This window comes from Streptomyces sp. NPDC039462 (assembly GCF_055639375.1).
Map to the genome: position 1 here is coordinate 368,341 of NZ_JBVKAO010000007.1, position 13,848 is coordinate 382,188.

The 13,848-nt window shown below is 73.3% G+C and carries 13 protein-coding genes and 1 tRNA gene; 4 read left to right on the plus strand and 10 right to left on the minus strand.

Annotation, left to right across the window (positions count from 1 at the left end):
- Positions 1–172: 172 nt before the first annotated feature.
- The 3 genes from ACZ7LU_RS32530 to ACZ7LU_RS32540 all read right to left on the minus strand — a co-directional run bounded on the left by ACZ7LU_RS32530 (position 173) and on the right by ACZ7LU_RS32540 (position 3,309).
- Positions 173–823, minus strand: a complete 651-nt coding sequence (locus tag ACZ7LU_RS32530; RefSeq protein ID WP_398297306.1) for a bifunctional 4-hydroxy-2-oxoglutarate aldolase/2-dehydro-3-deoxy-phosphogluconate aldolase — start codon at positions 821–823, stop codon at positions 173–175.
- Between the two features lie 59 nt (positions 824–882).
- Positions 883–2,373, minus strand: a complete 1,491-nt coding sequence (locus ACZ7LU_RS32535) for a hypothetical protein (protein WP_471918760.1) — start codon at positions 2,371–2,373, stop codon at positions 883–885.
- Between the two features lie 78 nt (positions 2,374–2,451).
- Positions 2,452–3,309, minus strand: coding sequence for a DUF4097 family beta strand repeat-containing protein (locus tag ACZ7LU_RS32540; protein ID WP_471918761.1), 858 nt, complete (start codon positions 3,307–3,309; stop codon positions 2,452–2,454).
- Between the two features lie 212 nt (positions 3,310–3,521).
- Here ACZ7LU_RS32540 and ACZ7LU_RS32545 point away from each other — a divergent pair.
- Together ACZ7LU_RS32545 and ACZ7LU_RS32550 are read left to right on the plus strand one after the other, a co-directional pair.
- Positions 3,522–3,593, plus strand: a tRNA-Val gene (locus ACZ7LU_RS32545).
- Between the two features lie 307 nt (positions 3,594–3,900).
- Positions 3,901–4,791: a DUF2382 domain-containing protein gene (locus ACZ7LU_RS32550; RefSeq protein WP_398297300.1), complete on the plus strand. Its 891-nt coding sequence runs from the start codon at positions 3,901–3,903 to the stop codon at positions 4,789–4,791.
- Between the two features lie 90 nt (positions 4,792–4,881).
- Here ACZ7LU_RS32550 and ACZ7LU_RS32555 read toward each other — a convergent pair whose 3' ends face one another.
- Together ACZ7LU_RS32555 and ACZ7LU_RS32560 are read right to left on the minus strand one after the other, a co-directional pair.
- The gene (locus ACZ7LU_RS32555) at positions 4,882–5,178 is read right to left on the minus strand and encodes a hypothetical protein (protein WP_398297298.1); all 297 of its coding nucleotides are present in this window, start codon (positions 5,176–5,178) and stop codon (positions 4,882–4,884) included.
- A gap of 83 nt (positions 5,179–5,261) precedes the next feature.
- Positions 5,262–5,612 carry a hypothetical protein gene (locus ACZ7LU_RS32560; RefSeq protein WP_398297295.1) on the minus strand — a complete coding sequence of 117 codons (351 nt, stop codon included), beginning with the start codon at positions 5,610–5,612 and terminating at the stop codon, positions 5,262–5,264.
- Between the two features lie 158 nt (positions 5,613–5,770).
- Here ACZ7LU_RS32560 and ACZ7LU_RS32565 point away from each other — a divergent pair, with 158 nt between their 5' ends.
- Entirely contained in the window at positions 5,771–5,992 is a 222-nt protein-coding gene (locus tag ACZ7LU_RS32565; protein ID WP_471918762.1) for a DUF2277 domain-containing protein, read from the plus strand.
- Positions 5,993–6,897: 905 nt separating this feature from the next.
- On the opposite strand, the gene ACZ7LU_RS32570 is transcribed toward ACZ7LU_RS32565, so the two are convergent.
- Positions 6,898–7,521: a DedA family protein gene (locus ACZ7LU_RS32570; protein ID WP_398297291.1), complete on the minus strand. Its 624-nt coding sequence runs from the start codon at positions 7,519–7,521 to the stop codon at positions 6,898–6,900.
- A gap of 247 nt (positions 7,522–7,768) precedes the next feature.
- Between ACZ7LU_RS32570 and ACZ7LU_RS32575 the strand changes: the two genes are divergently transcribed.
- Complete coding sequence (locus tag ACZ7LU_RS32575) at positions 7,769–8,368, plus strand: superoxide dismutase family protein (protein WP_471144951.1); 600 nt, start codon at positions 7,769–7,771, stop codon at positions 8,366–8,368.
- Positions 8,369–8,473: 105 nt separating this feature from the next.
- Here the strand turns inward: ACZ7LU_RS32575 and ACZ7LU_RS32580 are convergent, their stop codons facing one another.
- The 4 genes from ACZ7LU_RS32580 to ACZ7LU_RS32595 all read right to left on the minus strand — a co-directional run bounded on the left by ACZ7LU_RS32580 (position 8,474) and on the right by ACZ7LU_RS32595 (position 13,629).
- On the minus strand, positions 8,474–8,932 hold the full coding sequence (locus ACZ7LU_RS32580) for a DoxX family protein (RefSeq protein ID WP_468556270.1): 459 nt from the start codon (positions 8,930–8,932) through the stop codon (positions 8,474–8,476).
- A gap of 79 nt (positions 8,933–9,011) precedes the next feature.
- Positions 9,012–10,973, minus strand: a complete 1,962-nt coding sequence (locus ACZ7LU_RS32585; protein WP_471918763.1) for an FAD/NAD(P)-binding protein — start codon at positions 10,971–10,973, stop codon at positions 9,012–9,014.
- Positions 10,974–11,175: 202 nt separating this feature from the next.
- Entirely contained in the window at positions 11,176–12,837 is a 1,662-nt protein-coding gene (locus ACZ7LU_RS32590; RefSeq protein ID WP_471918764.1) for an alkaline phosphatase D family protein, read from the minus strand.
- A gap of 138 nt (positions 12,838–12,975) precedes the next feature.
- Entirely contained in the window at positions 12,976–13,629 is a 654-nt protein-coding gene (locus tag ACZ7LU_RS32595; protein ID WP_471918765.1) for an HNH endonuclease family protein, read from the minus strand.
- Between the last annotated feature and the right edge of the window lie 219 nt (positions 13,630–13,848).

A 13,848-nucleotide genomic window follows, 5' to 3' on the forward strand; every position in this document is an offset into this window, starting at 1 on the left:
GGGGCTGGGGGCGACGTCGAGGGCGAGGGCGGAGCCGGGCTCGGGGGCGGGGACGAGGGCGGTGTTGGGCTCGGGGGCGAGGGCGGAGCCGGGGTCGAGGTCGAGGCCGGGGGCGAAGTCGGGGGCGAGGAGGGAATCGGGCCCGGGGGCGGGGGCGGTATCGGTGGTGTGCTCATCGGGGCACCGCCCCCGTCGCCTCCACGAACTCCGCGGCCCGGGCGCGCAGCGCGCCCAGGTCGCCGCCGTCCGCCGCGTCGCCGATCAGCGGTGAGCCGACGCCCACCGCCACCGCGCCGAACGCCAGATACGCCTCGGCGGCCACCGCGTCCACCCCGCCGACCGGCACGAAGGCCGCATCGGGGAAGGGGGCCCGCAGCGCCTTGAGATACGTGGGGCCGCCCATCGCCGACGCCGGGAAGACCTTCAGCGCCGTCACGCCCGCCGCTTCGGCCGCGATGACCTCGGTGGGCGTGAGGACACCGCCGAGCACCGGAAGCCCGAGGCGCACCGCCTCGTCGACGCCCGCGCCGAGCCCGGGCGTGACGATGAGGTTGGCACCCGCCTCGGCGGCCCGGCGCGCGTCGTCGGCCGTGCGGACCGTGCCCGCGCCGAGCCAGGCGTCCGCGCCGAGCTCGGCCCGCGCCCGGCGCAGCACACCCAGGGCGTCGGCGCCGCTGAGGGAGACCTCGACCAGTGGAACGCCGGACTCCACGAGCGTCATGACCGTACGGAAGGAGGCATCGGGATCGGTGCCGCGCACGATGGCGACGAGGCGCCGCGCCCGGAGATCCGTGGGGAAGTCACCCGTGGGGAAGTCACGCATCTCCCCACATTCGCACAGGGGTTCAAGCCGTACCCCGGCCGGGGTGATGAGACAGGCTCTCAGGCCCCCTGCCCCCGCTCCTCCCGGATCTGCGCGACCACGCGCGCCACGGTGGTGCGGACCGCCTCGGTCTCGGTCAGGAAGTGCCAGTAGTCGGGGTGGCGGCCCTCCAGGGAGGCCACCGCGCGGTCCAGGCGGGCCACGGAGTCGTCCAGCGGGCGGGCGTGGCGCGGCTCGGGGGTCTGGCGGCCCGCCATCGCCAGGCGCTGCGCGTCCCGGATCGCGAAGCGGGTGCGGTCGATCTCCTGCTGCGGGTCCTTCGACACCGCGTTCAGCCGCTGGAGGCGGTCACCGGCCGCCGAGACCGCCTCGTCCGTGGAGTTCAGCAGCGCGCGGACCGTGGAGAGCCGCGCGGTGGCGTCCGGCCAGCGCTGCTCCTCACGGGCCTGGCGCGCCTCCGCCAGCTTGGCCTCGGCCTGGCGCACGTGCTCCGCGGCCTGGTCGGGGACGTGCTGCAAGTCCTGCCAGCAGGCGGCGGAGAACCTGCGCCGCAGCTCGCTGAGGACGGGGTCGACCTGGCCGCTGCGCGTGGTCAGCGCCTGCGCGCGGGTGCGCAGCGACACGAGCCGCCGGTCGATCTCGGCGGCGCGCTCGGGCAGCCGCTCGGCCTCGGCGCGCACGGCCTCCGCGTCGCGAAGGACGCGGTCGGCACGCTGCAGCGTCTCCGGCACGCCGTGCCGGCCCGCGCCCTGGTTGAGCTTGGTCAGCTCGGGGCCGAGTGCGGCGAGCCGGGCGGCGAGATCGTCGGCCTTGAGGCCCGCGGTCCGCACGGCGTCAAGCGCGTTGCTCGCGGCGAGCAGCGTCTGGCGGGCCCGCTCCACCGCGGGGGCGAGCCGTGCCAGCTGGGTCTCCGCCTTGTCGAGCAGCGGTCCGAGGCCCTGCTGGAAGCGGTCGAGGTCCTGCTTGGCCTTGTCCAGCTCGGTCTTGGCCGCGGCGAGTTCGGTCCTGGCGCGGGCCGCGACCGAGGACTCCAGGTCGTCCCGGTCGAGGTCGTGGGCGTCCACCGCGCTGATGTACTGGTGGCTCACCTCGTCGATGCGCCGCCCGAGCGCCTCGAAGTCCGAGACGGCGCGCTGGGCCGCGGGCGAGGAGTCCACGGCCACGATCGTCTCTATCGAGATGCGCAGATCGCGCTGGGCGGTGTCCAGTTCGTAGAAGGCGGCGGCAGCGGCGTCCTTCGCGGCCTGCGCCTCGGCGCGCAGGCTCTCGCCGCGGCCGCCGAACCAACGGCGGGTGCCGCCGCCCGCGAACGCGGCCGGTGCGGCGGCGGCGAGCAGCGGCAGGGAGAGGGTGACGGCGGTGACGAGGGCGAGGGCGTGGAGGGCGTCACGGAGGGGACCGCCGCGACGCGCGCTCCCGCACTGAGCGCGCACCGTGCCCGCCGCGTCTCCTGTGGCTGTGGCTGTGGCTGTGGCTGTCGCTTTCGCTGCTGTGGTGCTCTCGGCCTCGGTTCTGTCCGGTGTGTACGGCTGCGAAGGTGTCGCCGTCACTATCCCTCTCCCGTGCTGTCATCCGCCCTGCCCCGGTGTCACATTCTCCCACCGGTTAAGGACGAATACACGGGCCGGTTAGTTCGCGCTGCGCACGGTGACTTTGCCGTCGGCACTGCGGACGGACAGCCGGTGGCGGCTGTTGTCGTCGCGCGGCACCGCCACGTCGACGGAGCCGTCGGAGACATCGGTCCGCACGTCGTACGCGACCTTCTTCCCGCTCTCCCTGCCGGGCACCGCTATGTCGACGGAGCCGTCCTTGCTCCGGGCCTCCACGCGGTCGGGCACGGCGGCCAGTTCCAGCCGTACGGAACCGTCCTTGGAGTCGACGGCCACCTGCCGCGACGTGATGCGGCGCGCGGTGACGGAGCCGTCGGAGCTGTGCAGATCGAGCGGCCCCTTCGCGCCGTCGACGGTGATGGAGCCGTCGGAGCTGCGCAGGTCGAGCGCGGCGCCGGTGTTCTTGACGGTGACCGATCCGTCCTTCGTACGCACCTTCAGCGCGTCCTTGAACCCGCTCGCCGTGACCGTGCCGTCCTTGTTCTCGACGGTCACCGCGACCCCGCGGGGCACCTCGACCCGGTGCCTGGCCGAGCAGTTGGCGATGACTCCGGAGCACTCCATGTCGAGCGTGAGCCGGTTGCCCTCCATCTTCCACGTCACCTTGGGGTCGCCGCCGAGCACGGTCTCTCCGTCGAACCACCGGGTCACCTGCACGCCCTTGGCGTCGCCGGCGGCGGGAACCAGTTCGAGGGTGGAGTCGCTGGACTCGACGGTCAGCGTCCTGCCCGGCAGGGCGAACGTCCGGTGCTCCGGTTCGGTGTCGTCGTCGGCGTCGGCCCCGCACGCGCCGACGAGCAGGACGACGGCCGCGGTCCCGCCGACGGCGGCGAGTGCGCGGGCCGTGCGCGGACGACGACGGGTGCGGACGGTCATGACGGGCTCCCCCTGAAGTGCTCTCGTACTGCTGAAGTGCTCTTGTGCGGCTGAAGTGATCTTGTGCTGTCGGGTCAGACTCTACGGAGCCGCCCGGGCCGGGAGGATCCCGCCGGCCACCGGATCAGGGTGGGGTTAACCCCCGGCCGCCCGGTGACAAGAAGGGGTTTGCGGGGCACTGCCTGCGGCAAGGTAGGCTGTCCACTCGTCCCGGGCGCGTAGCTCAGGGGTAGAGCGCCTCCCTTACAAGGAGGATGTCGGCGGTTCGAAACCGTCCGCGCCCACCGGGTGAAGAAGCAGGTGTCGTCCTGCTCGTGGCCCCCCGGCCGTGATCGGCCGGGGGGCTTCTTCGTGCGCCGGGTCCGCGGGACGAGGGGTAACCCGAATGGGCTAACCGGTGGGGGGTCGGCCAGATCCGTCCGATGGCTGCAGGCGTGCCTCTGCACGGCCTTTTCCGGGCAGTCCGGGTACGGTGCGTGACTTTCCTGGTTGCGGTGCGGCGCCGCGCAGAGCGCGATGGAGGGGAGGCGTGCGTCCTCCGAGGCGAAAGTCGATTTTCGCCTGTCGCGCGCTGCAAGGGAGTGATCACCCATGACGCAGGGCGAGGCCTTCACCAACCCCGACGGGCTTGCGGGCCTGACGGCCTACGACCGGACCGGCGAGAAGATCGGCAGTGTCGAGCAGGTCTACCTCGACGACCGCAGCGGCCGCCCCGAGTGGATCACCGTCAAGACCGGCCTGTTCGGTATGAAGCAGAGCTTCGTCCCGCTGGCCGGCGCCCGCCGTCAGGAGGACAAGCTGCACGTGGCGACGACGAAGGAGGCCGTCAAGGACGCTCCCCGCATCGACGCCGACCAGCACATAGAGCCGGGTGAGGAGCACGAGCTCTACGCCCACTACGGGCTCGCCAGGCCCGACGCGACCGCGCGTGGCATGGCGGGCGGCAACCAGACGCGCACCACCTCCGGGACGGGCATGGCGGGTGCCGGAGCGGGTGCCGGTATGGCCGGCGCGGGTGCGGGTGGCTCGCGCGAGTTCGCGACGCGGGCCGGTGCGGCCGACACCGGCAAGGCCGAGGACATGGTGCGCTCCGAGGAGCGGCTGCGGGTGGGGAAGGAAGAGGAAGTGGTCGGGCGGGCCCGCCTGCGCAAGGTGGTCGTCACCGAGGACGTGAAGACGTCCGTGCCCATCTCCCACGAGGAGGTACGCGTGGTCCGCGAGCCCATCCGTGAGGGCGAGGAGACCCGCTCCAACATCGGCGAGGCCGAGACCGAGGTGACCCTGCACGCCGAGAAGCCCGTCGTCCGCAAGGAGTCGGTGCCGGTCGAGCGCGTGCGCCTGGAGACCGAGAAGGTCACGGAGACGCAGGAGGTCTCCGACTCCGTGCGCAAGGAGCAGATCGAGTTCGAGCGCGCCAAGGGTGAGCGCGGCGACGCGAAGGGTCAGGACTGGCGGGACCGGAAGCAGGGTCCGCGTCACTGACGCTCCCGCTCCGGTTGCGCGCAGGCCCCTCGCCGATGTCGGCGGGGGGCCTGCGCGTGGCGCTGCTCTTCGGCCGTCCCGGCGGGGATTTCAGCGGCCGGATCCGGGGTGCGTCCTGCGGTATCGGCGGTCCCAGCGCTCCTGGCGTTCCTTGCGGATGCGGTAGTCGCGGTACGTCTTGGGGTAGCCGCCGCCACCTGCGCCGCCTCCCCCTCCGGCGCCCATGCCGCTACCGCCGCTCCCGGAACCGCTCTTCTTGCCGGCCGAACCGCCCTCGTAGAAGCGCACCAGGTAGAAGGCGAGTGCCGCTGCGGCCAGCCACAGCAGAGGTTGGTCGAAGCCCAGGCCGAAGAGGGCCAGGATCGCGACGACTATCAAGACGTTCATGGCTGCACCTCCGTGGCTCGAAGGGGGCTCTTGTGCGCGGCTGGTAGGGAGTCAACGCCCGCTCTCAGCGCGTGTCAATGGCTTTACGGCGCGGACTCGTCCGGCGTCTCGTGGGCGTGCTTGAGGCGGGCCCGCGCGGCGACGACGTCCGGTCCTGTGACCTGTTCCCAGTACCGGTGGCAGGTCACGAAGACCGCCAACTCTCTTTCCCGCGTGCGCAGTTTCTCGACCTCGGCCTGTTCATCGGGGGTCCAGCCGGGCGAAGCGGGGCGCTCCACTTTCCGCCAGCCGCCCGTGTCGCTGAAGCCGTCGAGGGGCTCGACGGACCAGGGCAGGCGTTTGAGCAGCGCCAGGAGCGTGGAGCGGACCTGGTGCAGTTCCTCCTGGCCGGCGAGGAGGTCGCTCGGGAAGTCATGGGGTGGGGTGACAGGCACGCCGTAATGGTACTCCTGTTCGAATTCAGTGTGCGAGTGATCCGTGCGCTCCGTTCCGATTCGACGCGGCATCGGTAGTGACTGGGTGGGGCTCGGCGACGGCCCGACGTTGGCCCGGCGGCGGCCCGGTGGCGGCCCGGCGGTGGCAAGCTGGAGGCATGTGCCGAAGCATCAAGACGCTCCGCCCGCCCGCCATCCCCGAGGACGCCACCGAGGAGGAGATCCGGGCCGCCGCGCTTCAGTACGTACGCAAGGTCTCCGGCTTCCGCACCCCGGCCGCCCACAACCGCGAGGTGTTCGACCGCGCGGTGAACGCGGTGGCGGAGGCGACGGCGGAACTGCTGGCGGACCTGGAAGTGCGCGGGGCACGCGCGTCCTAGCCCCAGCGGTGACCTGCCTCGCGGCAGGCTTCCCCTCCCCCCCCGCAGAGCGGACGAGGCAGAGGGTTGTCGTTGGCGTTGGGGTGCCCGGATGCCGCCGCCGACCCGGGTGGCGCCCGCTTCGTGGCGACGCGCGCATGCGCGAGGAGCGCGCGAGACGGCTAGGACCGCCGGAGCCGCCCCCCCCCGGAGCGCAGCCGGTCTGCCGGTGAGCCTGCACTCGGCGGATCCTTGGGCCCGGTGCTGTCACGGCTGGGCGGGGCGCGCGCTCGGCCGGCCGGGGCGAGGGGGGAGAGGGCTGGGGTCCGTGTGGGGCCGTGGCCGCTCGGTTTCCCTGCGCCTTCGTGGCGTCCGGTCCTGGGTGGCGTACCGGGACGCCGCCAGTCGGTCGGGGGGCAGGTGCGGGAGCGTGGTCCCATACGGCGCCTTCGGCCTCCGGCCCTGGGCGGCTTCCTAGGAACGTGGCCGGTCTTCGGGGTGCACCAAGGGGGGTGGGAGTGTGGGCGGGGCCGCGTGTCTCGGGCCTACGGGCGTCCGGTCCCCGGCGGCGTACCGCGCCCTCGCTGTGTCCGGTAGTCCCCGGCGGCGTACCCGAAAACGACGCCGGCGGCAGGTCGGGGTGGGTGCAGGGGTAGAGCGCGGCCGTTCCGGCGGCCAGGGGCCATGCCGGGGCCGGGCGGTTGCCTACGCCTTTGCCGGTTCGGTTCCCGGCGGCGTGCGCCGTCGGCCAGGCGGGGCGGGAGCGCAGGTGGCCCTCCCGGGGCCCGTGTCGGCCCGCGTGGTGCTCTGTGTGTTCGCTGCGGCCCTTCCCGGGGGGCGTGCCAGGGATGCCACCGGTCGGGGCCCGGGGTGGGCGCAGGGGTGGCCCGGGGCCCCCGGCGGGCCGTGCCGGGTCGGGCCGTTGGCTAGGCCTTTGTTGGGGTCGGGGTTGGGCGGCGGACCAGGAATGCTGCTCCTGCGCCTGCTGCGAACAGGGCGAGGAGTGAGACGCCTGTGGCTAGCCACGTCGCGCCGAGCCATTGGCCGCCGAAGTAGCCGAGGGCGACGCTGTAGCCGGCCCAGGCCAGGCCGGCCAGGGCGGACCAGGGCAGGAACTCGCGCAGTCTGCGGTGGGCCGCGCCCGCGCCGAGGGAGACGATCGAGCGGCCCGCCGGTGCGAAGCGCGCGATGACGACGAGGATGCCGCCGCCCCGCGCGAGCGCGGTGCCGAGTCGTTCCTGCGCGGTGGTCAGGCGCCGGGAGCGGGCGATGGCGCGGTCGAGGCGTTCGCCGCCGCGCCAGGCCAGGCGGAAGGCGACCATGTCGCCGAGCACGGAGGCCGTCGCCGCGCAGAGGGTGAGCATCAGGATGTCGGGGACGCCGTGGGGCACCTGCCCCGCACCGGTCCCCGCCGCCGCGGCCGCCGTGGCCGACATGATGACGAGGACGCCGCTCGGCAGCACAGGAACGAACACGTCGAACAGGACGGACAGGGCGACGACCGCGTAGATCCACGGACTGCCGGTCAAGGCCCCCACACTCTCAAGCACCGTAACTCCCCGTTACTCCCCGGTTGGCAGCGCGTTGCCGCTGTGTCTCGGGGAACGGCAGGGGCGGCCTGGTGACAGCTGTACAGCGTACGCCGCGCGAAGGGCGAGAGATCCACTGGGGGTTTAGATGTTCCCTACATCACGTTCACCCGGCTGCCTCCCCCGATGCGGCGTACGGCACCGAAGTCCCGTACGAACGAGTCAGCGCCCGAGCGGGACGCGGGCGACATCAGGGACGGAGCGGGCGATGGTGGTGCCAGGGGTGCTGGTCAGGGTCGGTGTCGGGGGCATGGCTGCGGTGGGTGTGGCGGGTGTGATGGGTGTGCTGGGTGCGAGTGGTGCGGTTGCGGGGACCCCTTCCGTGCGGGTCGAGGCGCGGTTCGCGCCGCCCACGGCCTTCATCCCCTCGCCCGCGGTGACGTACGACCAGAGACTCGTCCCCGCGGCGTCGTGGATCCAGGTCGTGCAGCGCCGCGTCGAGGGCGGCACGGCCGTCACCCTGCGGGTCAGGGGCATGAAGCCGGGGCACGCGTACGGCGTGCATGTGCACCGGAAGCCGTGCGGCGCGGACCCGGCGGCCTCGGGCGGCCACTACCAGCACCGCGTCGACCCGGTGCAGCCGTCGACGAACCCGGCCTACCTCAACCCGGAGAACGAGGTGTGGCTGGACTTCACCGCCGGAGCGGACGGCTCCGGATCGGCGGGCGCGGTCCACGGCTGGGGATTCCGGCCCGGTGAGGCCGCCTCCGTGGTCCTGCACCACGAGCCCGGCGGCGCCGGTGACCGGGCCGCGTGCTTCACGGTGCCGTTCGAGCCCCGGGCGCACGCGAAGGCCGACCGGGCGTAGACGGAAAACGGCGCCCCCTTCCTCGTACCGGAATACCGGGAGACCGGAAGACCCGAATACCGGGATGCGCGAGGAAGAGGGCGCCGCTCCGTACGCCGGCTCAGCTCACGCCGCGACCGGCGCCCGCTTCGAGTCTGCGTCCTCCCCGCCGGCCCCGCTCGCGGCCCGCGAGGCGAAGAACCGGTCGAGGCCGAACGCGCCGGACCCGGTGAAGACGAGCAGCAGCATCGCCCAGCAGAAGATCGCCGCGGCCTCGCCGCCGTTCTCCATGGGCCACAGCGCCTCCGGCTGGTGGACCTTGAAGTAGGCGTAGGCCATCGAACCGGACGAGACGAACGCGGCGGCGCGGGTGCCGAGGCCCAGCAGGACCAGGCCGCCGCCGACGAGCTGGATGACGGCCGCGTACCAGCCGGGCCAGGTGCCGGCGTCGATCGTGCCGCCGCCCGCCGCGCCGCCGAGGACGCCGAAGAGGGAGGCGGCGCCGTGGCAGGCGAAGAGCAGGCCGATCACTATGCGGAACAGGCCGAGGGCGTAGGGCTGGGCGCTGTTGAGACGTCCAGTCATGGTGGGGGACTCCTTCGGTCGGGGGACGGTAACCGAGCGGAGGCCCAAGATTAGGCGCACCTAATTAGTGCTTGCAAGTTCAACATTCGGTCAGTCGGAGATTCCGCTTCGGCTCTACCCGGGGTCCGGGAAGCGGCTCACCGGCCCCGGCGGCCATGCGGAGTGCGGCCCGCGCCACCGCGTCCGCGTCCGACAGGGTGACCGAGTCGACGCCGGGCCTGGCACCGGCAGCGGTCACCCAGTGGACCCCCTCGGTGGGCACCCCGAACGCGAACCTCCGCGCCTGGACGCGGCCTTGACGGTCGATCAGGCGGTAGGGCCGCGGCGTCACGTCCAGCCCTCCGGTTTCGTAGCCGTCGACCACGTGGGGCCGGCACCCGCCGCTCGCCAGGAGCTCACCGAGCAGCGCGTCACCGGTGCGGCGCAGGTCCGGCTCGGGCAGCCGGGCCTCGATCAGCGTGGTGACACGGACGGCGGAGTCCGGCACGTCGGGGGAGTGGGCGAGGAAGACACCGCTCTCGGGCCGCACGGTCAGGCGCGGACCGAGCACCTCCAGGACCCCCGCCTCGATCAGTGCCGCCATCTCCTCGATGCGGCGGCGCGGCGGACCGATGGACAGGAAGGCGTTGAGCGGCGTGTACCAGCGGTCGAGGTGGTCGCGGCGCGAGGCGCCGGAGAGGCCGCCGTGGTCGACGATGCCGCGGAGCTCGTTGCGCAGGTCGCGGAGCACGTCGAGCGCGGCCTTCAGCGGACCTGCGACATTGCCGAGCGCGGCCTGCGCGGCGTCCTCGCGCAGCCGCTCCAGGAGCCACGCGCGGTGGGCGCGCGCGGAGGTGAAGGGGCGTGGCGGGTGCGGCCGGGAGAGCCGGTCCCAGGACCAGCGGTCGGCGTCCGCGATGCCGAACTCGCCCAGCACGCGCGCCTCTTGAGGGCTCCCGTGGCCGGTGGCGAGAAACCGTCCCCGGAAGTCGCTCACCCGCGCCGGGCCACCGCCCCGGCCCGCCAGCAGCGCCGCGTAATAGACCGTCTCCACCTCCTTCGCGATCAACGGCCATATCTCGTCGAGGAAGTCGGGGGCGTCCCCGCTCTCCGCGCGCTTGCGGAAGCGGGCCACGACGTCACCGGTCAGGACGGCGGGCTCGTGCCGCCCGTACGGGCCCTTCGCGTTGTCGCCGCGCGCCTGGTACGGGACGCCGCGCCGCGAGCCCGCGTACAGCCGCGGCTCACGGCCCGACGGCCGGTACCGCAGCGCGCCGCCGGGCGTTCGCACGTACCGGCCGCCGCGGCCCTCGGTGAACAGCGCCATGTGGTCGAAGAAGTTGAGACCGAGCCCGCGCAGCAGCACCCGCTCGCCGGGGGCGACGGCGGACAGGTCCAGGTCGGCGGGGTTGGCGGGCGGGAAGTGGCGCAGGCCGTGCCGCGCCGCGTGGTCCGTCAGGCGCCGCTGCTCCGGGGTGGCCGCCGTCGGCAGGTGGCCCTGCACGAGCACGACCGCCGCGAGGCCGGACAGTTCCAGGCCGTCGTCCAGTACGAGGGTCTGCGCCCCGTCGGCCGCCCCGGTCAGGCGCACCGCGCGCGCCGCGTGCACCCGGACACGGATCGAGCCGGGCGCGCCGCGCACCGTTTCGGCGAAGACCCACTCCAGGTAGCGGCCGTAGCAGGCGCGGGTCGGATAGTCGTCGGGCCCGAGCCCCGGCGCGTGTCCTGCAGCCGCCCATTCGTACAGGCTCGGCCCCGGCCGTATCGGCCCCGAGCAGTCGACGCTCTCGTCCGTGAAGAGGGTCACCTGGGACGCGACGGTGTTCATCAGGAGCTCGGCGGGCTGTGCCGTGCGCCAGACGCGGCCCGCGCCCGGCGGGGAGGGATCGACGACGTGCACCGTCAGACGTGTCCCCGGCGCGAGGAGTTCGGCCGCCGACGCGCAGAGCCGCTCGAGCACGCTGGTGCCGCGGGGCCCCGCGCCGACCAGGGCGAGGGCGGACTCGTGCGGGCCGGGCCGGGATGACGCGGGTGGGAGCGGCGCGGGTACAGGTGCAGACAAAAGCGTGACTCCCGGGGCATATAGAGAACGCTGGAACGCTGGTAGGCCGAGCGCTGGAACGCCGGAACGCCGGAACGCTGGAACCAGGCGGTCCGCATCGGTCCGGCATCATCATGCCGTCGGCGGCCCCGATGCCGAACCCCTGCCGGAGGATCCGCTTCCGGCTGTGGGACGCGTCACGCCCGGGTGCCGGCACAGGCTCTCAGGAGAGCCGTGTCGACTCCGCCGTCTCCAGGCGTACGCTCCCGCCGCGCACCGCACGCGCCTGATCGAGCCGCAGCAGGGCCGAACGGCCGCGCAGCGTCAGGGTCATCAACTGGTTGCCGAACCAGGGTCCGCCCGTCCTGCGCCAGTCGATGCCCGCCTGCGTCACCCCGCCGTGCCGTGCGAAGCGCCGTCCGAGCGCGCGCCCCACGCGGCTCCAGCCGAAGCGGAAACCGAGCTTGATGGAGGCGGGGATGGAGTTGTGCACCGGGGAGCAGGTGAGCTGCAGGACCCGGGCCTCGGGCCCTTCACCCGCGGGCCAGCTCGGCTCGGCGATGTAGGCGTGGTGGACGTCGCCGGAGAGCACGCACACCGTCGCGGGCGCCGCCGGGCCCGAACCCGCCTCCGTGATCAGCGCGGTGAGCGCTTCGAAGGAGGCGGGGAAGGCGGCCCAGTGCTCCAGGTCCGAGCGTCTTCGCAGGTTCTCTCCGAAGCGGGCCCAGCGCTCGCCGCGCTCGCCCCGGCACAGCGCGGCGTTCCACCCCTCGGCGTCGTGGATGAGGTGGGGGAGGAGCCAGGGCAGGGAGGTGCCGATGAGGAGATGGTCGTACGCGCCCGGATCCGCCAGCGCCTGCTCGCGCAGCCAGTCGGCCTCGTCGGCGTCGAGCATGGCGCGCTCGCGCTCGTCCAGGACGCGGGCCGCGCGGGTGTCGACCATCAGCAGGCGTACGCGCCCGAAGTCCCGCCGGTAGCTCCAGCGGGCGGTGGTGGGGTCCAGGTCGGCCGCGGCGGCGAAGGCGCGCAGCGCGTCCGTGCCGTCCGGGGTCGCGCACACGGCGGCGTAAAGGGCGTCGCGCGCCAGTTCCTCGGGCGGCAGATTGCCGAGGTGCTGATAGACCCAGTACGACATGAGGCCGCTCAGGAGGCGCTCGCGCCACCAGGGCGTGGCCCGCATCTCGGCGAGCCAGGCCGCACTGGTGTTCCAGTCGTCGACGATGTCGTGGTCGTCGAAGATCATGTTGCTGGGCACGGTGGACAGCAGCCAGCGGATCTCCGGGTCGAGCCAGGACTCGTAGTAGAGGTGGGTGTACTCCTCATAGTCCGCGACCTGGGCGCCCGGGGGCTCGGCGAGGTCGCGGCGGGCGGCGAGCCAGCGCTGGGTGGCCTTGGAGGTCTGGTCCGCGTACACCTGGTCGCCGAGGAGCAGCAGGACGTCCGGGCGCTCGGCGGCCGGGTCGGCCGCGATGCGGGCGGCGAGGGTGTCCAGGGCGTCGGGCCCCACGGGGTCGTGCTCGCCGGACGGCGGCGCGGCCCACCGGCAGGAGCCGAAGGTGACGCGCAGCTCGCCGGCGCGGGGGTCGCCGGGCTCCGCCGGGGTGCGGATGGTGCTCGCGGGGTAGGGCGATTCGGGCAGGGGCCAGACGACGGCCCCCTCGCCGTCGCCGAGCCGCACCTCGTACGCCGTCTCGGTGCCGGGGGTCAGGCCGGTGACCGGGACGAGCGCGTAGTGGTGGCCGGCGATCTGGAAGGTGCGTGCCGAGCCGCGCGCGCCGTCCGCGCACCGCACCTCGGCGGTGCACGGCCGGTCGGCCTCGACCCAGACGGTCGCCCTGGCGCCGTCGACGTATCTCAGCAGTGGACCCAGGCGCAGCCGTGCCACAGGTGATCACCCTCCTCTGTCGCCCCGTACGGTACGGAACGACGGGGGAGGGCGGGCCGGTTCCGGGACAACCCGTCGGAACCCGGTCCGCCCGCCCGCGGGCGATCAGGAATCGTTTCAGCAGCCGTCGGGCAGCTGTCAGCAGCCGTTGAGCAGCGAGGAGAGGGCGCTCTTCTCCTCGGTGTTCACCGCCAGCTTGTAGTGGTGCTTCACGTCCACCCACATCCGGGCGTAGTAGCAGTGGTACGAGGCGGTGGGCGGCAGCCACTCCGCCGGGTCCTGGTCACCCTTGGCCTGGTTGACGTTGTCGGTGACGGCGATCAGCTGGGGCTGGGCCAAGTCGTTGGCGAAGGTCTCGCGCTGCGCGGTGGTCCAGCCGCTCGCGCCGGACTTCCACGCCTCGGAGAGCGGCACGACGTGGTCGATGTCGACGTCGGACGCGGCGGTCCAGGTGCCGCCGTCGTAGGGGGACTTCCAGGTGCCGGAGGTCGCGGCGCAGCTGGCGTCCTGCTGGACGTTCGTGCCGTCGCGCTTGAGGACGACCTCGCGCGTGTTGCAGGCGCCGGACTGCGTCTTCCAGTGCGGGAACTTGTCGCGGCTGTAGCCGTCGGAGGAGCCCTCGGCCTTGACGGTGAGCTCGCCGAGGTAGGTGCGGGCCGTGGCGGCGCCGACCGGTGCCGGGGGCGCGGCCTCGGCGGCGGTGCCGGTGAGGAGGGTGGCGGCGGTGGCCAGGACGAGGGCCGCGGCGGCGAAGGCGGGCCGGGTGTGTCGACGCGCGTAGACAGCGGACATGCGAACTCCCTTGATGTGGGGGGCGGTTGACCGGTGGGGCGGCCAGAGTCGCGGGTCGTGGTGACGGACGGATGTGCGTCTAGTGACAGGGTCGCGTCAAACAGGTGCCGACTTCAAGAGTTCTGGCGCGGCGTCAAGTGCATTGGGCGGGACGGAAGTTGCATTCCGCGCGTATCGGCGCGCTTCCCGTGATCCAGGTCACTCCGGCGCGGACCGAAA